Genomic DNA, 18,325 nt, shown 5'->3' on the forward strand with positions numbered 1-18,325 from the left:
GGGGCCTCGATGGGGATGGTGGCGTGATTAGTCGCCGATAGGCTGGCGGCCGGTCGGCGGATTGAGAGTCAGCAAAGATGACCTGATCCGGCGAAGTTTTTCAAGTGTTCGGTCCGGCGTGCGCCGGGCAACCGCGGTGGCAATGATATCGATGGTTGCCAGAAAAACATGCCGGGTGGCCGTTGGCTTATAAATATCAGGGTTTTCAGGCATATCAATGCCAATCACAAGGTCGCTTTCGGCGGCAAGCGGACTTTGCGGGTGGGTCATGGAGATGACCTTTGCGCCATATTGGCGGGCAATGGCGGCACTGTGGATCAGTTCGGTCGGTCGGCCGCTGGTGGAGATGGCAAAAAGAACATCTTCCTCGCCAAAGGTCGATGCCAGCATGCGCTGAAGGTAGCCATCACTTTGGGCCTGTGCGGGAATGCCAAGGCGGAAAAAACGGTTGGCGGCATCAAAGGCAACCGTCGTGGAGCCGCCGCCGACCCCCATGAAGGCGATCTGGCGGGCATTGGCCAGAATATCGGCGGCCTTGTCGATTTCGGTGCTTGAAAGCTGTTCGCGCAGCAAGCGTAGATTATCGACGATCACGCCCAGCACGTGATTGGAAAGCACGTCGGCGGCGGTTGTATCGTCGGCAAGGTCCTCAGGCGCCAGATATTGCATGCTGACCGCAAGGTTCTGTGCCAGCCGTATTTTGAAATCGCGAAATCCGTCACAGCCAAGGGTCCGGCAAAACCGGATCACGGTCGGTTCGCTGACGCCAACGTTTTGCGCAAGATCGGAAAGGGCGATGGTGGTGACGTCCTGCAGGTGATCCTGAACGTAGTCGGCAACCCGCTGTTCACGTGCGGGAAAGGTACCGGCCTTTCGACGCAGGAGGCTGATGATATCGACAGTAGGTTGCATGCGAGCGTTCCGATCATTCTCGAATATGAGGTGCTGTTGTCGGCACCCCGCTGATAAATATCACTTTTTGGTTTGCTGGCGATAGCTTCGATCTTGGTCCCGAGATTATCCATCCTGCCGGATTTAACCGTAAAGCGGGTAGGGCGTTGATTGCCGAATTGTTTGATCGCTGTTGTTGTCTTCCGGTGGTTTGGGATGGGTAGCCCAAACAATATAGGTAAAAATGTAGTTTAACTACCTATAATGTCGTTGTTCGCGGATCATTCGTGGTGATATTTGCAATTATGACTCAAAAATACGTAGACAAGCTACAAAAATATCCTCAGGATGTAGAAAAATTACATAAAACATTCATCAGCGGAGAGATTAAGTAAGATGGCGCTGCGCCGTGTTGAAACCACAGCCGCAATGATCAGCCGGTCGCTAAACTGGGTGGTCGAACGTGTGATTGCCGTCCTGATGCTGGCCCTTGTGCTGGATGTCTGGCTGGGCGTAATTGATCGTTACATTTTCCACTGGCAACTGCCCTGGCCCGAAGAACTTGCGCGCTACCTGATGATCTGGGCGGCACTTTTGGCGGTGTCGGCCGGGATTGCCCGGCGCGAACATATCGGCATAGGGATGTTTATCCTTAACACGCCGATGCCCGTGCAGCGCACGGTTCTGTTCTGTGTCGATCTGATTGCGCTATGTGCATTTCTGTATCTGGCGATTTACGGCTTTGATTTTGCCGCGGGCGGTATGCGCCGTCAGGCGATGATCTTTGGCATGACGCTGGCACTGCCTTATGCCGCGGTGCCGGTTGCATCCCTTCTTGCTGCCATTCAGTTATTGCTGGTCGCGCTTCGCGATCAGGGCCGCTTCGTTCCCATTGATCTGGCGGAGGGCGCAGAATGATCGTCGGTATTACTTTTGTCGTTCTGATGGTTCTGGGCATGCCGATCGGCTTTGCGCTGGGCGTTGCCGGGGTTATTGGCCTTTATGACATGGGCGGGGGCATGTTCCTTGTTCAGGGGCCCAGCAAGGTCTTTAACGGTCTGAACGTATTCCCGTTTCTTGCCATGCCGTTCTTTATTCTGGCTGGCGAGATCATGAACCATATCGGGATTACCAGCCGCCTTGTGCTGTTTGCGCAGGCGCTGGTTGGGCATTTTCGTGGTGGGTTGGCGCACACCAATATGCTGGCATCGGTTTTCTTTGCCGGACTGACCGGGGCGGCGACCGCCGATGCGGCGGCCTTTGGCAAGACACTTGTGCCGGCCATGGTCGAACGGGGGTATCGCCGGGATTATGCCTGTGCGGTGACCGCAGCCGGGTCAATCATCGGCCCGACCATTCCACCGTCGGGATTGATGGTTGTTTATGGATCGTTGATGGGGGTTTCCATTGGCGGGCTGTTTGCCGCCGGTATCCTGCCGGGCTTGATGATCTGTCTGATCTGCATGACGGTGATTGCGGTAACGGCACGGTCCAAGAACCTGCCGAAAAATGAACGCCGTGCATCGCTTCTGGAAATCTGGAAGATTTTCAAATCATCGATCACGGCCCTGATCATGCCATTGATCATTCTGGGCGGTATTCTGGGCGGGATTGTTACCCCGACCGAGGCGGCATCGGTCGCCGTGGCCTATGCGCTGTTTATCGGTATTTTTATTTACCGTGCGCTGACCTTTGCCGATTTCTTCAAGATGCTGATCCGTACAGCCCGGGTGACGGGGGTGATTTTCATCATCATTGCCTTTGCGTCGATCCTTGGCTGGTGGCTGAGCTTCAACCGCATTCCGCAGGAAGTCGCGAGCCTTGTTCTGGGGCTGTCGTCTGATCCCTATATGGTCATTTTCATGATCGTCGCCCTGTTGCTGATGATCGGGATGGTCATGGATATCAATGCAATCCTGATCATTCTGGCCCCGGTTCTGGTACCGCTGACTGTCCAGATCGGAATGGACCCGATCCATGCCGGGATCATCTTTGTTCTTGCGCTTAACATTTCCCTGATGACGCCGCCCGTGGGTGCGTGCCTGTTCGTGCTGTCGTCAGTCACAGGTGAAAAGCTTGAAAAAATTGCCGCCCAGCTTTGGCCGTTCCTTTTGGCGGAACTGGGTGTGCTGTTCCTGTTTGCCTTCTGGTCCGATCTTGCACTCGCGATCCCGCGATTGCTTGGTTTCAGGTAACCGGCGGCAATGAAACGCCCCGGTCAGGTCCGGACCGGGGCACCGAAAGGTGACAAGCGGACAGAAATAAAAGGCCTTAATCAAGGAGAGGTAGAATGAAAACGATGAAACGTTTGGGGGCTTTTGCCCTTGCGACGGCCATGCTGGCTAGCACGACGTCTTTGGCCTATGCAGAGCCCAAGGTTCTGAAATTTGCCCATGACAACAAAATGGACCCGTTTGAAAACCCGGCGCATGCCTGCACCGCTGTTTTCGCCAACATTGTCGAAGCCGACACCAATGGCGAGATCAAGGTTGAGGTTTATCCGTCCAACCAGCTTGGTTCGGCCGCAGAACATGTGCAGATGGTCCGCGATGGTCTTATTCAGGCGACCCTGACCTCGACCGGGGCGATTGCATCCTATTATCCGCGTATCGATGTTCTGAACCTCGCATTCGCGTTCGACAGCAACGCATCGACCTATGACGTGTTTGATGGTCCGTTCGGTCAGAAACTGGCAAGCGACATCGAAAACACCCTTGGCGATGTCAAGGTTCTTGGTTTCCCGGATACCGGCGGGTTCTTTGCCGTGACCAACTCCAAGCATCCGATTGCGACGCTGGACGATTTCAAGGGCATTCGTGTTCGCACCATGTCGCTGCCGTCGCATCAGAAAATCATGCAGGCACTGGGTGCCGAAGCCTATCCGATGGCGTGGGGCGAAGTTTATGCCGGTCTTCAGACCGGTGTGATCGATGGTCAGATGAACCCGGTTCCGACCGTGACCTTTGCCAAGTTTAACGAAGTGCAGGGGTATCTGACCCTGACCAATCACCTGTTCTCGCCTTACACCTTCATGCTGTCGAAAGCATTCTGGGATGATCTGACTGCCGATCAGCAGAAAATCATCCGTTATGCCGCGCAGTCCTGCGTTGTTGCCAGCCGTGGTGTATCGCGCGTGATCGAGGCATCTGATCGTGGTCTTGCCGGTTTGACCGACAAAATGGAAATCACGGCACTGAGCGCAGAAGAGCGTCAGAAGCTTAAAGACGTGACCCAACCGGTCGTGGTCAAACACGTTCAGGAATCCCTGGGCACGGAAGGCGTTGAACTTCTCGAACTGTTCCAGACGGAAGTCGATAAAGCCAACGCCCACCGCTACATGGAATAATCCATGCGCGTGCGGGTGGTGCTTCACCCGCACGCTTTTTTCTTTTGCACATAAAATATGATGATTACAAAGAACAAAAAGGATGGGGTCATGAGGATTTTTTGCGCCTCTATTGCGACCGAAACCAACACATTCTCGCCGTTGCGCACCGATTTTTCCGATTTCAAGGAAAGCTTCTATGCACCGCCCGGACAGCATCCGGTGACCCCGACACTGTGCAGTGCCGTCTTTACCGAGGCGCGTGTGCGGGCCGCAAAGGAAGGCTGGGACCTGATCGAGGGGACTGCCACCTGGGCCGAGCCGGGAGGATTGGTCAATCGGGAAACCTATGAACAGTTGCGTGACGAGGTTCTGGGCCAGTTGCGTGCAGCGATGCCGGTTGATGCGGTTATTCTGGGCCTGCATGGGGCGATGGTGGCGCAAGGATATCTGGATTGCGAAGGTGATCTGATTTCGCGTATCCGCGCAATCGTTGGCCCCGACGTAATTATCGGTACCAGTTTTGATCCGCACAGTCATCTGACGGAGCTGCGTGTTTCCAACGCCGATATCATCGTCGCGTTCAAGGAATTTCCTCATACCGATTTTGTTGAAACCGGTCGTGCGGTTGTTGATCTTGTATTGCGCACATTGCGCGGCGAGATCAAGCCGATCAAGGCGGTATTTGACTGCCACATGATCGAAGTTCTGCCGACATCGCGGGAGCCGATGCGATCCTTTATTGATCGCGCCAAAGCCCTTGAAGGAACGGATGGAGTCCTGTCGGTATCTTTCATTCACGGCTTTATGGCAGGTGATGTTCCTGATCTTGGTGCAAAGGTGATTGTGACCACCGACAATGATCCCACCAAGGCACATGGTATTGCCCAGCTTTTGGGGCAGGAGCTTTTCGGGTTCCGCGGGGTGACCAGACCCAGTTTCCTGACGCCTGATGCTGCTCTTGATCAGGCATTGGCAAGCGAAGCCAAACCCATCGTTTTGACCGATGTCTGGGATAATCCGGGTGGCGGTGTTCCGGGTGACAGCACGATTTTGTTGCGTGCGGCGATGGAACGCGGGCTTCGTGATTTTGCGGTTGGCACCATCTGGGACCCGATGGCGGTCCGGATTTGCATATCGGCCGGCGAGGGCGCAACATTGCCGTTACGCTTTGGCGGAAAAACCGGTGCGCATGCCGGGGCACCGATTGATGCCGAAGTACGCGTCAAAAAGATCCGCCGTGAGTCATGGCAGTATTTTGGTGACAGCATCGTACCGTTGGGCGATTGCGCGGTGATCGAGCTTCCGGGTGGGGGCGAGGTGATCCTGAATTCCAACAGATCGCAAAGCTTCGACCCCAGCCTGTTTTCGAATATGGGAATTGATCCGTCTTCGAAAAAATATCTGTTTATCAAATCGACCAATCACTTCTACGATGCGTTCGCCAAGATCGCGGGCGAGATCATTTATGTCGATGTCCACGGACCTTATCCGTCCGATCCGAAAACCAACGGATATCGCCATTTGACCCGTCCGCTTTGGCCGATTGTTGATGACCCGTTTGCGGCCATCGCAAGCTGATTGCTGCCACCACCAGATTTGATAAGGACGCTGCCCCGATGACCGGAATGCCCCAATATCCCGAACTTGATACGCCCTGCGCGGTTGTTGATCTTGATACTGTCGACCGGAATATCGAAAGTTATCAGGCTTATTGCGACAAACAGGGGATCGGGCTGCGCCCGCATATCAAAACCCACAAAATCCCGGCCTTCGCCGCCCAGCAGATGAAGGCCGGTGCACTCGGGATCACCTGCCAGAAAATCGGCGAGGCCGAAGTGATGGCAGATGCCGGTCTGGATGATATTCTTCTGACCTATAACGTATTGGGTGAACGCAAACTGGCCCGTCTGCGGGCCTTGTTTGACCGTATCAAAAGCCTGCGCGTGGTGGCCGATAATGCGGTTGTGGTTGAGGGATTGTCCAAGGCCTTTGCCGATAGTGCTAATCCGCTTGAAATCCTGATCGAGTGCGATACCGGCGGCGGGCGATGCGGGGTGCAAAATCCGGCTGAAGCCGTTGAATTGGCAAAGAAAATCAAATCATTGCCGGGGATCAGTTTTGCCGGGCTCATGACCTATCCGGCGACCGGCGGTGGTGCCAGGGTTGAGGCATTTTTTACCACGGCCATGAAGGAACTGGATGCGATTGGTATTGAATGCCCGGTGCGCAGTTCCGGCGGGACACCCGATATGTGGCTGGCCCACGAAGTACCGTCCGTGACCGAACATCGCATCGGAACTTACATCTATAATGACCGGTCCCTGATGGCGCGTGGTGTTTGCAAGGAAGATGATTGCGCGCTTCGGGTGTTGACCGAAATCGTATCCTTGCCAACCCCGGGCCGGGCGATCATTGATGCCGGGTCAAAGGTCCTGACGTCTGATCTTCTGGGCCTTGAAGGATATGGCTATGTCGTCGGGTACCCCGATGTCGCGGTCAAATCGCTTTCGGAAGAGCATGGCATTCTGCATTTTGATCCGGCGACACAGCCGTTCGAGATTGGCCAGCGGATTGAAATCATCCCGAACCATGTCTGCGTTGTCAGTAACATGCTTGATCAGGTGCATCTGGTGCGCGATGGCGACATTGAAACGGTTGATGTTGCTGCGCGTGGTTGCGTGCTTTAAGGCCGGTTCCTATGCCGGATCGTGGTTGGGCAGATAGCCGGTGAAACCGGTAATCAGCCATTTTCCGTCAGACTGTTTTTCGCAGTAATAATGGGTTTTCCAAAGCAGACGGTCGGTTGATCCGTCTGCTTTTTTTATCGTGCCGTTGAAATGTTTGCGCACCAGTGCACGATTGCCGGTGATATCGATTTTCGAAAGGTCGGTGGCCCGGAAAACCGCGTCAAACAGGTCTTCGGCATAGTTGATTTCCTGTGCTGCTATCGCCTGACGCAGCCATTCGTCACGATAGGCTACCAGATCGGGAAACATCATTTTCCAGTCATCCGGATCGTCGGATTTGCAGGCATCGATGGCGTAAAAGCCGTCTGCCTTGAAGTCGTCTTCGACCATGGACCAGTCGGCCGCGACAAAGGCCGCGATGTCGCGTGGCACCAGCATTTCCCAAATCTGGTTGCGATCCGCATCATCGGCGGGGAACGGGCTTTGGAATGTGCGGTTGCTCATGGTCTATCCGACTGATTTTAAAATTGATTTTCGATATTCTGCCATTGACGTGCCCGCAGTGCAATTACGACACAGTGTTTGGCGGCGGAAATTATGCCCTTGTGTTATGTCCTTGCGTGAAGCATTTGCAAAAACCGGAAAAATAAAGAAAGATTATCGGACAGGCTTGATCTACCGATAATAATTCCGGTCCGGGCAGAGCAAACGAGGTTCAGATGAGTTGGGGTGGTTTTACCCTTGCCGAACTTGAATGGCAGTATAATCCGCGCGAAACCGTGCCGGAATATATGACCTGTTTTGATCGTTTTGTGCGTCTGTCCGATGACACGCGTGCCAGTGTCCGCCACATTACCGATATCCGCTATGGTGGCGGGCCAAAGGAAACCATGGACGTTTACCCGGCGGCCGAGCCAGACGCACCGGTGCATGTGTTTTTCCACGGTGGTTATTGGCGAAGCCAGGACAAAAAAGATTATGCGTTTGTTGCCCGCGATCTGAATGCCGCGGGCTTTACTGTCATTTGCCCGAATTACGATCTTTGTCCGGACGTCACGGTTGCCGAAATTACCCTGCAGGCGGTCCGTTGCATGACTTTCATTTATCAGAATGTCGGCGATTTTAACGGGGACCGCGACCGTATCAGCATTTCCGGTCATTCGGCAGGCGGGCAGATTGTCGCACGCCTTGCGGCGCATCATTGGGAAGATACCCTTGATGATGCCAATCCGTTTTGTGCGATTGTTCCGGTTTCGGGGGTTTTTGATCTGGAACCGATCCGTTTTACCAGCATCAATGACGATGTGCGGCTTAATGCTGCGACGGCGGCTGATAATTCACCGATGCTTGATGCTATCCCGCATGACGTCAAAATGATGGTTGTGGTCGGGAGTAACGAAAGCCCGGAGTTTGTTCGCCAAAGTGATGCCTATGCTGCCTATTGCGGGCGCGAGGGGTTGAAGGTCCCGGTCTATAAGGCATGGGGTGCGAACCATTTTACGGTGCTTGAAGAGCTTTACCTTGGGACCGGTTCGCTGTTTGGGCATCTGAAACGCTTTTTGCAGCGTTAATAGGCCAACAGGCCAGATGTGGCGGGCAGATTATTCACCAGAAACAAAGTGAAAAACAGCGTGCGATCCTGTGACGCATGTCCTTTGACGTGGTATAAGATATCCACGCTACCACGCTGAAATCGAAAATAAATTTACAGGAAGGCCCATGCGTTTCATCTCTGCTGAAGAAATCGATAAATTCGTCTCGCCCCGCGATCTGGTTGAGGCGCTCCGCAAAGGATTTTCCGAGGGCTGTGAAGCTCCGTTGCGAAGCCACTTCAACATGGAACGCAGCAATGAGGATGACGCGACGTTTCTGATCATGCCTGCCTGGCAAAAGGATGGCGCGGCCGGGGTCAAGGTTGCGGCCGTGGTGCCGGGCAATTCGGCGCGTAACCTGCCTGCGGTTTCGGGGACTTATATCCTGCTTGATGCCGTGACCGGTCAGCCATCGGCCGTGATTGACGGCACGAAATTGACCACACGCCGCACGGCGGCGGCATCGGCATTGGCGGCAGATTACCTTGCACGCAAGGACGCCTGCGAAATGGTCATGGTCGGGTCCGGGGCAATGGCACCCAATCTGATTAATGCGCATGCCTCGGTTCGTCCGATCAAAAAGGTCACGATCTGGAACCGCAATGGCGACAAGGCCCGCGCATTAGCCGCCGAAACCGCCACCCTTGGGTTTGAGGCGGTGGGCACGGATGATTTGGAAACGGCCTGCAAGAGTGCCGATCTGATTTCATGCGCGACACTTTCGACCGAGCCGCTGGTGCGCGGTGAATGGCTTCGTGAGGGGACGCATGTCGATCTGGTGGGGGCGTTCAAGCCGACCATGCGCGAAACCGATGATGCCCTGATGCAGAAATGTCGGATTTATGTTGATAGTTTTGAAGGAGCAGCGGCTGAAGGCGGCGACGTGGTGCAGCCGCTAAATGCCGGATCGATTTCAAAATCCGATATTCTGGGCGATCTGTTTGGCCTGACGCGTGGTGAGGTCAAGGGACGCCAAACCGATGCAGAATGCACCGTTTTCAAATCCGTTGGCCATTCGCTGGAAGATTTCGTTGCGGCGGTTGCGGTTGTCGATGCCGTCGGGAAGGCTGGCAAATGATCAGTACCGATCTTTTCGCCCCGGAGATGTTGGAATGCTATCGCGGGACGGTGCCGCAGTACTGGATCGATTTTAACGGGCATGTGAATGTCGGTTATTACGTGGTTGGTTTTGATCTGGGATCAGTGGCGTTTCTGGACGCGGTCGGGATGGGGCGGACATATCCCGAGCGGCGCGGATTTTCGACCTTTGCGCTTGAAATGCACATTACCTATGACCGGGAAATTCATCTGAATGATCCGTTCGTGATCCATACGCAAATCCTTGATTGCGATCACAAACGCATTCACATGTATCATGAATTGCGCCACGGGACCGAAGGGTGGCTTTCGGCGACCAATGAAATCATCACGATGCATATCGATATGAAAACACGGCGGTCGGCACCATTTCCCGATGATGTTCAAAAGATGCTTGATCTGATCCGTGATGCGCATCGCGATTTGCCGGTGCCAGGCGGGGTCGGGCGCAAGATCGGTATTCGTCGTGCAGGATGATGATAGTCGTCCCTGAAACGATCAAACCCGCATCCGGTGATGCGGGTTTTTGCATTCAGGCGACCTTTACAAACAGCTTGCAGATTTCGCCGCTGTTATTGACGTCCTGATCGCGTTCATAGGTCAGGCCAAGTTTGGTCAGAAGTTTTAGCGATACGGTATTGTCCGGCAGGGTATAGCCAAAGATCCGCTCAAACCCGAGGGTGTCGTAACCATAGTCGATCAGGGCGTTGCTGACTTCAAACGCATAGCCCATGCCCTGACGGCTCTCGGTAATGGCATAGCCGATATCGGGCGCATCAAGCGTATCGCGTTTGACAAAGCCGCATAGACCGATCGCCATATGCGTTGCCTTTTCGATCACAATGTAAGAACCGAAACCGTGTTTCAGATAACTGCTGAGAAGCCGTTCATCGATATAGTCACGTGCGGCATCAAGATCCCGAATATTGCGATCCCCGATAAACCGGATCCAGCCCGGTTCGTTCAGCAGTTGCAGGATAAAGGGGGCATCATCATGGGTCGCATGACGGACAAGCATTCTTTTGGTTTCCAGTATTGTCATACTGTATTACCCTTGGTTTCGTGGTGGCGGATACGCATGCTAACGCAGAACGTGTGTAAACAAATAACGAATTCGCGAAACACCGACGGCGGAGGTCCGATATGGCTGTAAGGCCAATTAAGCTTAGCTTTGAAGGTGCACTTGGTGCGCAGCTTTCGGCACGGTTGGATTTGCCAACGGGGCCGGTTCGGGCCTATGCGCTGTTTGCGCATTGCTTTACATGCAGCAAGGACCTGACGGCGGCGCGCAAGATCGCGCAATCGCTGACCATGCAGGGGATTGGGGTTTTGCGGTTCGATTTTACCGGGCTTGGCGGATCGGGCGGTGATTTTGCATCAACCAATTTCACATCCAATCTGGATGACCTGAAACGCGCGGCTGATTTCCTGCGGCATGAATTTGCCGCCCCCCGCTTGCTGATCGGGCATTCGTTGGGCGGCGCGGCGGTTTTGGCCGTTGCCGATAGCGTGCCCGAGGCAACCGCGGTTGCAACGATTGGTGCACCCGCAGATGTCGAGCATGTGACCCATAATTTCGCCGGTTACCTTGAAGATATCGAACGCGACGGGCAGGCCGAAGTTTCATTAAGCGGTCGACCCTTTGTGATCAAGAAGCATTTCATTGATGATCTGCGCGCCCATGATATCGGAAAATCGGTCGGCAAACTGCACAAGGCGTTGCTGGTGCTGCATGCGCCGATGGATCAGACGGTGGGCATTGAAAATGCGGCGCGGATTTTTGATGCCGCCAAGCATCCGAAAAGCTTTGTGTCGCTTGATAGTGCCGACCATTTGTTGCGTGATCCCGACGATGCGACCTATGCCGCGGAAGTGATCAGTGCATGGGCGCGGCGGTATATCACCGACGAAGAACCGGCCAATGAAGAGGTGCCCGATGGGGCGGTGGTTGTCCGTGAAACCGGGCTTGGCAAGTTTCAGGCGATGGTTCTGGCCGGGCATCACAGAATGCTGGCCGATGAACCCGAAGGTGTTGGCGGGTTTGACAGTGGACCGTCACCTTATGATTTTCTGGCGGCCGCCCTTGGGTCATGTACGGTGATGACCATGCGTATGTATGCCGATCAGAAACAGATTCCGGTCGATGGCATTCGGGTTGAAGTCCGGCATGATAAAATCCATGCGACGGATTGCATGGAATGCGGGGCGGAATTCGAACAGAAGGGCGGCAAGATCGACCGTTTCGAACGGATCATTACCCTGCATGGCGATTTTACCGAGGAAATCCGCGAAAAACTGATCGCGATTGCCAATAAATGCCCGGTGCATCGCACATTGGAAGCCAAGTCGCTGATCGTGACCCGTGATGAGCGGGATCGTTAAAGCCGGTCTTCCTTGACGCAAAGTGCAAACAAAAACGCCCGGCGCAATCGGCCGGGCGTTTTGTATTCGGGGCGGAAGTGACCGGATTACGGTTTTGCCGCGACCACGATGAATTCAACCAGATAGTCCGGGGTGGCAAGTTTGGCTTCGCCGCATGCACGTGCCGGGGTGTGACCCTGCGGGACCCATGCGTCCCAGATTTCATTCATTTTGGCGAAGTCAGCCATATCGGCCAGCCAGATGGTGGTCGACAGGATGTTTTCCTTTGACGCGCCGCATTCGGCCAGAAGCGCATCAACCTTGGCAAGGCATTCCTTGGTCTGGTTGGTAACGTCGCTGCCCGGTTCGCCAACCTGACCGGCAAGATAGATGGTGTCGCCATGGACAACGGCCTGGCTCATGCGCGGGCCGGTGTGAAAACGCTGAATGCTCATCAAAGTCTCCTGATATCAAATATGTTCGGGTTTTGGTTGGTTTATGCGGCGTGATTATCACGTTTGGTAACGCCGCACCAGTCGGCAATGAACAGGGCAAGGACCTCGGTGACTTCCATCATGCTGGAAATCGAGACCCGTTCGTCAATGCCATGAATTCGTTCGGCTTTCGGGCCATAGCAGGTGGCCGGGATATTGCCGTAAATCTGGAAGAACCGCGCATCCGTTGTCGCGGTGGAGGCATAATTTTTGATCGCATTGCCGGTGACTTCGTGGTGAATGTTACCGATCATCGTCATCATCGGATGGCTTTCGTCCATCACGCATCCCTCGGCCTGAAAACCGCGATAGGTTATCTTGAATTCTGCCCCCTTGCAGGCCGGGTGATTTTCCATCGCACTTTGTGCAACCGCCTCGATGGTTTCGCGGACCTTGGATAATTCCATACCGGGATAGAACCCGACACGGATATCGGCCGAACAGACCGGCGGTACGGTCGATGCCCATTCACCACCTTCGATCTTGCCCAGATTGAAATTCACCGGATGGGTATGCGCGTCATAGGCCGCATGACGGTGGGTGGGGTGGTTCCAGATGTCTTCGACTTCTTTCAGGGTTTCGAAAAAGCCAAAGGCCGCCTCGATCGCGTTGCTTCCGGCCGAGGTATCAAGAACATGCGCCGGACTTCCGGTGACATGAAGCTGAAACCACATCACGCCAAGCTGGGCGGTCATCAGCGTCTGATTGAACGGTTCGGGAATGATTGCACAATCGGCGCGATACCCGGCATGCAAGCAGGCCAGGGCCCCGTTGCCGGTGCATTCTTCTTCGACAACCGATTGCAGGATCACCGGGGCAGCGGGCTCAAGGCCCAGATCATGAAGGGCTGCCACGGCATGGCAATAGGCAATGATGCCGGCCTTCATATCGCCAGCCCCGCGGCCATAAAGCCAGTCGCGTTCGACATAGGGATCAAACGGTCCACGTCGCCATTGCGCCACCGGCCCGGTCGGTACGACATCGATATGCCCGTTCAAAATCAGGCTGCGTCCGGTGTGATGTTTTGGTTTATGAATGCCGACGATATTTTCCCGTCCGCCATATTCTGTCGTAACTGGCGGGGAAAATCCCGGTAAGTCCCGTAATTCGTCAATATTGATCTCAACCCGTTCGACCATAAGCCCCATATCGGCAAAACGATCCGCAACCCATTTCTGGGCCGATGTTTCATTGCCCAGAAGGCTGTCATGGCGAACCAGTGCGCACAGATCATCAATCGCACGATCACGGCGATTGGCAACGCTACGTCGCAGTTCATTGCGATCAAAATGGGTCATGGCACGATTTCCGTATTCTTCCTTACGCGGTTCGGGCAAGGCCGGGGCGGGTGGCGGCAAGGGCACCTTCGGTCACGCCAAGTTTCACCATCCGGTCCGGAACGCCATCGCCACAAATCAGGCTGGCGGCATATTCGCCCATGGCCGGGGCGGTTTGAATGCCATAGCCGCCCTGACCGGCAAGCCAGTAAAAGCCATCCGCATTCGGGTCGAATGCCGATACCGGATCGCCATCGGCAAAGAAGCTGCGCAGGCCAGCCCATGCTTCGCCGGGGCGATTAACCTTAAGCGTGGTTGCCGTCATCAGGCGATCAATTGTGATGGCGATATCGAGTTCTTCGGGCTGGACATCATGGGGAACCGTCGGTGTCGCATCGGATGGCGATACCAGAAGGCGCCCGGCGTCTTCCTTGAAATACAGGCCTTCGCCCACGTCTGACACCATGTGCCAGCCATGCGCATTGACATCAGATGGCAGATCAACCATCACCGCCGTGCGGCGTTTGGGGGTGATGCCCAGCGGTGTTACATCCGCCAGTTTTGCGATTTCATCGGCCCATGCACCGGATGCGTTAACGAGGATTTGTGCCTCATAGGTTTCGCCGCCCGCCGTGACCTGCCAACCAGCTGTGGGTTTTGCAATTGCGGTGACATCGGCCTTGACCACCAGATCACCACCAAGCTTTTTGAAATGGCGGATGAAGCCCCAATGCAGCGCATGAACATCAATATCCATGGCATCAGTTTCAAGGGCACCGCACGCGATGAGATCGGTATTAAGGATCGGGATCAGTTTTTTGATGTCATCTGCTGTCAGAGGGACAACATTCGCGCCATTTGCGCAGCCTTCGGTCAGAAGTTCGTCAATCGCGCCTTCATTGCCGTGGGCGGCGGTCAGGATCACACCACGCGGGGTCAGGATCGGATTTTCGGTGAAACCTTCGGGCGGGTTCAGGAAAAATTCCCGGCTGGCCGTCGACATTTTGCGGATGATCTGCGGGCCATAGGTTTCGCTGTATAGTGCGGCTGACCGGCCGGTGCTGTGATAGCCGGGCTGATCTTCGCGTTCGAGAACTGTGACGGACCTGCCGCGTTTGGCCAAAAAATAGGCTGCTGACATGCCGGCAATACCGCCGCCAATGATCAGGATATCGGATGTTTTCATTTGGGGCTCCCAGCGGTGGTGGCGTCAAAGGCGCTGATAAACTGAAAAAGGTTTTCAGCCAGTGTGTTACTGACATAACCACCTTCCTGCACTAGCACGGTTGGCAGTTTGAGGCTGCCAATTTTTTCACCGATTTTGGCAAATCCGCCGGGTGTCACGGCAAGTCCGCCAAACGGATCATCCGATGATGCATCCAGACCCAGTGCAATGACAACTGCATCGGCGCTGAAATGATCGATCATGGCAAGCGCGCGATCAAGGGCTGCCAGAAACGCATCATCACCGCTGCCAAGGGGCAGGGGATAATTATGGTTGAAACCAAGCCCTGCATCCTGTCCGCGTTCTTCGGCATGGCCCCAGAAAAACGGATAGAAATCGCGTGGATCGGCATGGATCGACAGCGTCATGACATCATCACGGGCATAGAAAATATGCTGCGTGCCGTTACCATGATGCAGATCGACATCAAGGATCGCAACCCGGTCATATTTGGCGCGCAGTTCCTGTGCGGCAATCGCACTGTTGTTCAGGTAACAGAAACCACCAGCAATATCGCGGCTGGCATGGTGGCCGGGCGGGCGGCACAGGGCATAGGCCGATTGGGCATTTTCATCTCGGACACGGCGGGTGGCGGCAATCGCAGTTTGCGCACTGGCATAGGCCGATTGCCAGGTGGTTGCCGATATCGGGCAGGATGTATCGCCCATATGAAAACCGGCCTTGCCCGCCGGGGATCTTGGATAGGGGCCAAGCCGGTCAAACGGATGAATGCCGGGTACCACCAGATCAGAACCACCAACAGCCTTCCATTCGGCATGGATGGTTTGCAGGAATTTCAGATATTCGGGCGCATGAATGGCGGCAATCGGACCCATGCCGAAATCATCAGGGGTGCGCAAATCAAGGCCAAGCCGTTTGACGGCCGTGGTCAGGATTTCCGCCCGTTCGGGGACTTCGGGGATTGGCCGTGCTTCGCCTGCGACCATGAAGGTCTGGCCGTGATGGCGAAGCTGATCGGCTGAGAAATAGGCATGCATCATGGGCGCCGCCTTTCGTTGGCTTTGCGTCGTGGTGTTGGTGGCAGTCTGTTATTTCCTAAAAGGCGACCTGATCGTCACCTTTCAGGCCCAGCATGGTGCGGGCTTCGTCCGGAGTTGCGATTTCAAGGGATAACCCGTCGAGAACTTCACGGATTTTGCGAACTTGTGATGCGTTGTCCGGAGCCAGTTCGCCCTTGCGCAGATACAGGTTATCTTCAAGCCCGACCCGGACATGACCGCCCATGGTGGCCGACATCGTGGCAAGCGGCATCTGATGACGACCGGCACCCAGAACCGAAAACTGGTACTGATCGCCAAAAAGTTTGTCGGCGGTGCGTTTCAGATGGGCAAGGTTATCGGGATCAGCACCAATGCCCCCCAGAACGCCCAGAACGAACTGAATGAAAATCGGACCCTTGATCAGGCCGCGATCAACAAAATGGGCCAGCGTATAAAGATGCCCGACGTCATAGCATTCAAATTCAAACCTTGTGCCATTGGCATCACCCAGATCGGCCAGAATGGTTTCGATATCGGCAAAGGTGTTTTTGAATACGAAATCACGACTGTCTTCGAGAAATTTCGGTTCCCAGTCGTGTTTCCAGTCGCTGCGTCCGGCAAGGGCCGGGAACAGGCCAAAATTCATCGTACCCATATTCAGCGACGCCATTTCGGGCGCGGCCTGCTTTGCCGCACGAATACGGTCCTTGACCGTCATGGTCATGCCGCCGCCGGTCGAAATGTTGATCACCGCATCGGTAGCTGATTTGATGCGTGGCAGGAATTGGTCGAAAACAGCCGGTTCCGGGCTTGGAAAGCCGGTTTCGGGATCGCGGGCATGCAGATGCAGGATGGCTGCCCCGGCATTTGCCGCCGCAATTGCCTGATCGGCAATCTGGACGGGGGTGATTGGCAGATTCGGGCTCATGGACGGGGTGTGAACCGATCCGGTGATTGCGCAGGTGATGATGACTTTCCGGCTCATGCGAAGGCTCCGGCACGGGTGAGTTCGTCCTGAAGGTCGCCAAGGGCGGCGCGCAACGGAATGAGGATGTCGTCAAACTGATCTGGCTTGATCGTCATGGGCGGGCAGACCATCACATGATCACCGCGATAACCGCCGCGGGTGCGGCGCCAGTAAATGATCAGGCCCTTGTCATAGGCAATGTCGACCAGTCGGGCAGCCGCAAGATGTTTGGGATCAATCGGTTCCATGGTTTCGCGGTCTTTGACCAGTTCGACCGCAAGAAGCAACCCAAGCCCGCGCAAATCGCCGATGATCGGAAATTCATCGGCAAGTTTACCAAGTTCGGCCTTTAATGCCGCCCCGCTTTGGGTCGCATTTTCCAGAAGGTTATCTTCGTCGATAACATCAAGAACCGCGTTGCCCGCCGCACAGGCCATCGGATTGCCGGCATAGGTGTAACCGTGAATGAAACCACCATGATCAAGAACCGGTCCGACAATACGATCTGGTGCGATCATCGCCCCCAGCGGGGCATAACCGGCAGCCAATCCCTTTGATACGGCCAGAATATCAGGCGTGATGCCCCAATGTTCGGCAGCGAAATATTTGCCGGTGCGTCCGGCACCCGTCATGACCTCGTCATAGATCAGAAGAATGCCGTATTGATCGCAGATTTCGCGAATGCGGGCATAGTAACTGTCGGGAGCGACCAATGCGCCGGTCGCAGCCCCGCCAACCGGTTCCATAATAAAGCCAAGAACGGTTTCCGGACCCTGTTTGAGTATTTCGGCCTCTAGCATGTTGGCGTATTTCAGGCCGCGTTCATGATCACTCAGATCATCGCGATCCAGATAGCAGGTCGGAGCCGGGATTTTGGGTTGATCGACCATCATCGGGGCAAAGGGTGCATGCATTGGCGTATAGCCGGTGATGGCAAGCGCACCAAGGGTTGAACCGTGATAGCTGGGGAAACGCGAAATGATCTTGGTCCGCTGAGCTTGCCCCTTCGCCAGAGCATATTGCCGGGCAAGCTTGATGCAGCTTTCGACGGCTTCGGACCCGCCGGAGACAAAGAATACCCGTTCAAGATCGCCCGGTGCGCGTTCGGCCAGGCGGAATGCCAGATTTTCGGCCGCGTCATTTTCAAAATGCAGACGATAGGCGAAACTGGCTTTTTCAAGCTGCGCATTCATTGCGGCAATCACGCGCGGGTCGCTATGGCCGATATTGCTGACCATCGCACCGCTGGAGGCGTCGATATAGCGTTTGCCATCGACATCCCACATATAGACGCCCTTGGCATGGTCGATCAGCGGCCGACGCGAACGGCTTTGATAAAACAGGCGGGATTCCCGGTTGTGGCCGGTTTTGTTGGGGGTATCATGCGTCACTTCGGGTGGCACT

The 18,325-nt window shown here is 55.1% G+C and carries 18 protein-coding genes; 9 read left to right on the forward strand and 9 right to left on the reverse strand.

Annotated features, from left to right (window positions below; translation table 11 throughout):
* Positions 1 to 27 precede the first annotated feature (27 nt).
* Positions 28 to 912, reverse strand: a complete 885-nt coding sequence (locus J7395_RS13885) for a MurR/RpiR family transcriptional regulator (RefSeq protein ID WP_209221902.1) — start codon at positions 910 to 912, stop codon at positions 28 to 30.
* Positions 913 to 1,287: 375 nt separating this feature from the next.
* Between J7395_RS13885 and J7395_RS13890 the strand changes: the two genes are divergently transcribed.
* The 5 genes from J7395_RS13890 to J7395_RS13910 all read left to right on the forward strand — a co-directional run bounded on the left by J7395_RS13890 (position 1,288) and on the right by J7395_RS13910 (position 6,906).
* Positions 1,288 to 1,809, forward strand: a complete 522-nt coding sequence (locus J7395_RS13890; RefSeq protein ID WP_062953090.1) for a TRAP transporter small permease — start codon at positions 1,288 to 1,290, stop codon at positions 1,807 to 1,809.
* The gene (locus tag J7395_RS13895; protein WP_209221903.1) at positions 1,806 to 3,086 is read left to right on the forward strand and encodes a TRAP transporter large permease; all 1,281 of its coding nucleotides are present in this window, start codon (positions 1,806 to 1,808) and stop codon (positions 3,084 to 3,086) included. The genes J7395_RS13890 and J7395_RS13895 overlap by 4 nt, the downstream gene beginning before the upstream one ends.
* A gap of 95 nt (positions 3,087 to 3,181) precedes the next feature.
* Positions 3,182 to 4,237 carry a DctP family TRAP transporter solute-binding subunit gene (locus tag J7395_RS13900; protein ID WP_170954019.1) on the forward strand — a complete coding sequence of 352 codons (1,056 nt, stop codon included), beginning with the start codon at positions 3,182 to 3,184 and terminating at the stop codon, positions 4,235 to 4,237.
* Between the two features lie 90 nt (positions 4,238 to 4,327).
* Positions 4,328 to 5,797, forward strand: coding sequence for a M81 family metallopeptidase (locus tag J7395_RS13905; RefSeq protein WP_209221904.1), 1,470 nt, complete (start codon positions 4,328 to 4,330; stop codon positions 5,795 to 5,797).
* 38 nt (positions 5,798 to 5,835) lie between these two features.
* Positions 5,836 to 6,906 (forward strand): D-TA family PLP-dependent enzyme, encoded by a 1,071-nt coding sequence (locus J7395_RS13910; RefSeq protein ID WP_209221905.1) that lies wholly within the window; start codon positions 5,836 to 5,838, stop codon positions 6,904 to 6,906.
* A gap of 9 nt (positions 6,907 to 6,915) precedes the next feature.
* Here the strand turns inward: J7395_RS13910 and J7395_RS13915 are convergent, their stop codons facing one another.
* Positions 6,916 to 7,410: a hypothetical protein gene (locus J7395_RS13915; protein ID WP_209221906.1), complete on the reverse strand. Its 495-nt coding sequence runs from the start codon at positions 7,408 to 7,410 to the stop codon at positions 6,916 to 6,918.
* A 215-nt stretch (positions 7,411 to 7,625) separates the two neighbouring features.
* On the opposite strand from J7395_RS13915, the gene J7395_RS13920 reads away from it, so the two are divergent.
* From J7395_RS13920 to J7395_RS13930, 3 genes are all read left to right on the forward strand, one after another.
* Positions 7,626 to 8,477: an alpha/beta hydrolase gene (locus tag J7395_RS13920; protein WP_062953094.1), complete on the forward strand. Its 852-nt coding sequence runs from the start codon at positions 7,626 to 7,628 to the stop codon at positions 8,475 to 8,477.
* 148 nt (positions 8,478 to 8,625) lie between these two features.
* The gene (locus J7395_RS13925; protein WP_097050132.1) at positions 8,626 to 9,576 is read left to right on the forward strand and encodes an ornithine cyclodeaminase family protein; all 951 of its coding nucleotides are present in this window, start codon (positions 8,626 to 8,628) and stop codon (positions 9,574 to 9,576) included.
* Positions 9,573 to 10,073, forward strand: coding sequence for a thioesterase family protein (locus J7395_RS13930; protein ID WP_209221907.1), 501 nt, complete (start codon positions 9,573 to 9,575; stop codon positions 10,071 to 10,073). Before J7395_RS13925 ends, J7395_RS13930 begins: the two co-directional genes overlap by 4 nt.
* A gap of 55 nt (positions 10,074 to 10,128) precedes the next feature.
* On the opposite strand, the gene J7395_RS13935 is transcribed toward J7395_RS13930, so the two are convergent.
* Entirely contained in the window at positions 10,129 to 10,638 is a 510-nt protein-coding gene (locus J7395_RS13935; protein ID WP_209221908.1) for a GNAT family N-acetyltransferase, read from the reverse strand.
* A 101-nt stretch (positions 10,639 to 10,739) separates the two neighbouring features.
* Between J7395_RS13935 and J7395_RS13940 the strand changes: the two genes are divergently transcribed.
* Complete coding sequence (locus J7395_RS13940; RefSeq protein WP_209221909.1) at positions 10,740 to 11,978, forward strand: bifunctional alpha/beta hydrolase/OsmC family protein; 1,239 nt, start codon at positions 10,740 to 10,742, stop codon at positions 11,976 to 11,978.
* An 86-nt stretch (positions 11,979 to 12,064) separates the two neighbouring features.
* Here J7395_RS13940 and J7395_RS13945 read toward each other — a convergent pair whose 3' ends face one another.
* The 6 genes from J7395_RS13945 to J7395_RS13970 are packed head-to-tail and all read right to left on the reverse strand — an operon-like array spanning position 12,065 to position 18,312.
* Positions 12,065 to 12,412: a RidA family protein gene (locus J7395_RS13945; RefSeq protein WP_062953099.1), complete on the reverse strand. Its 348-nt coding sequence runs from the start codon at positions 12,410 to 12,412 to the stop codon at positions 12,065 to 12,067.
* A gap of 41 nt (positions 12,413 to 12,453) precedes the next feature.
* Entirely contained in the window at positions 12,454 to 13,749 is a 1,296-nt protein-coding gene (locus tag J7395_RS13950) for an ArgE/DapE family deacylase (protein ID WP_209221910.1), read from the reverse strand.
* Positions 13,750 to 13,771: 22 nt separating this feature from the next.
* The gene (locus J7395_RS13955; protein WP_209221911.1) at positions 13,772 to 14,914 is read right to left on the reverse strand and encodes an FAD-binding oxidoreductase; all 1,143 of its coding nucleotides are present in this window, start codon (positions 14,912 to 14,914) and stop codon (positions 13,772 to 13,774) included.
* Complete coding sequence (locus tag J7395_RS13960; RefSeq protein ID WP_114116149.1) at positions 14,911 to 15,954, reverse strand: histone deacetylase family protein; 1,044 nt, start codon at positions 15,952 to 15,954, stop codon at positions 14,911 to 14,913. The genes J7395_RS13955 and J7395_RS13960 overlap by 4 nt, the downstream gene beginning before the upstream one ends.
* A 55-nt stretch (positions 15,955 to 16,009) precedes the next feature.
* The gene (locus tag J7395_RS13965) at positions 16,010 to 16,939 is read right to left on the reverse strand and encodes a 3-keto-5-aminohexanoate cleavage protein (protein ID WP_209221912.1); all 930 of its coding nucleotides are present in this window, start codon (positions 16,937 to 16,939) and stop codon (positions 16,010 to 16,012) included.
* Positions 16,936 to 18,312, reverse strand: a complete 1,377-nt coding sequence (locus J7395_RS13970; RefSeq protein ID WP_209221913.1) for an aspartate aminotransferase family protein — start codon at positions 18,310 to 18,312, stop codon at positions 16,936 to 16,938. The genes J7395_RS13965 and J7395_RS13970 overlap by 4 nt, the downstream gene beginning before the upstream one ends.
* Positions 18,313 to 18,325 lie beyond the last annotated feature (13 nt).

The organism is Thalassospira sp. A3_1, from assembly GCF_017744215.1.
In the GTDB taxonomy this organism is placed as follows: Bacteria; Pseudomonadota; Alphaproteobacteria; order Rhodospirillales; family Thalassospiraceae; genus Thalassospira; species Thalassospira lucentensis_A.

Bases quoted from the DNA above. Each gene is read 5' to 3' on its own strand.
- J7395_RS13935 (WP_209221908.1), bottom strand. From the start codon at position 10,638: ATGACAATACTGGAAACCAAAAGAATGCTTGTCCGTCATGCGACCCAT.
- J7395_RS13905 (WP_209221904.1), top strand. From the start codon at position 4,328: ATGAGGATTTTTTGCGCCTCTATTGCGACCGAAACCAACACATTCTCG.
- J7395_RS13945 (WP_062953099.1), bottom strand. From the start codon at position 12,412: ATGAGCATTCAGCGTTTTCACACCGGCCCGCGCATGAGCCAGGCCGTT.
- J7395_RS13925 (WP_097050132.1), top strand. From the start codon at position 8,626: ATGCGTTTCATCTCTGCTGAAGAAATCGATAAATTCGTCTCGCCCCGC.
- J7395_RS13955 (WP_209221911.1), bottom strand. From the start codon at position 14,914: ATGAAAACATCCGATATCCTGATCATTGGCGGCGGTATTGCCGGCATG.
- J7395_RS13885 (WP_209221902.1), bottom strand. From the start codon at position 912: ATGCAACCTACTGTCGATATCATCAGCCTCCTGCGTCGAAAGGCCGGT.
- J7395_RS13910 (WP_209221905.1), top strand. From the start codon at position 5,836: ATGACCGGAATGCCCCAATATCCCGAACTTGATACGCCCTGCGCGGTT.
- J7395_RS13890 (WP_062953090.1), top strand. From the start codon at position 1,288: ATGGCGCTGCGCCGTGTTGAAACCACAGCCGCAATGATCAGCCGGTCG.
- J7395_RS13915 (WP_209221906.1), bottom strand. From the start codon at position 7,410: ATGAGCAACCGCACATTCCAAAGCCCGTTCCCCGCCGATGATGCGGAT.
- J7395_RS13920 (WP_062953094.1), top strand. From the start codon at position 7,626: ATGAGTTGGGGTGGTTTTACCCTTGCCGAACTTGAATGGCAGTATAAT.
- J7395_RS13895 (WP_209221903.1), top strand. From the start codon at position 1,806: ATGATCGTCGGTATTACTTTTGTCGTTCTGATGGTTCTGGGCATGCCG.
- J7395_RS13950 (WP_209221910.1), bottom strand. From the start codon at position 13,749: ATGACCCATTTTGATCGCAATGAACTGCGACGTAGCGTTGCCAATCGC.
- J7395_RS13960 (WP_114116149.1), bottom strand. From the start codon at position 15,954: ATGATGCATGCCTATTTCTCAGCCGATCAGCTTCGCCATCACGGCCAG.
- J7395_RS13940 (WP_209221909.1), top strand. From the start codon at position 10,740: ATGGCTGTAAGGCCAATTAAGCTTAGCTTTGAAGGTGCACTTGGTGCG.
- J7395_RS13965 (WP_209221912.1), bottom strand. From the start codon at position 16,939: ATGAGCCGGAAAGTCATCATCACCTGCGCAATCACCGGATCGGTTCAC.
- J7395_RS13900 (WP_170954019.1), top strand. From the start codon at position 3,182: ATGAAAACGATGAAACGTTTGGGGGCTTTTGCCCTTGCGACGGCCATG.
- J7395_RS13930 (WP_209221907.1), top strand. From the start codon at position 9,573: ATGATCAGTACCGATCTTTTCGCCCCGGAGATGTTGGAATGCTATCGC.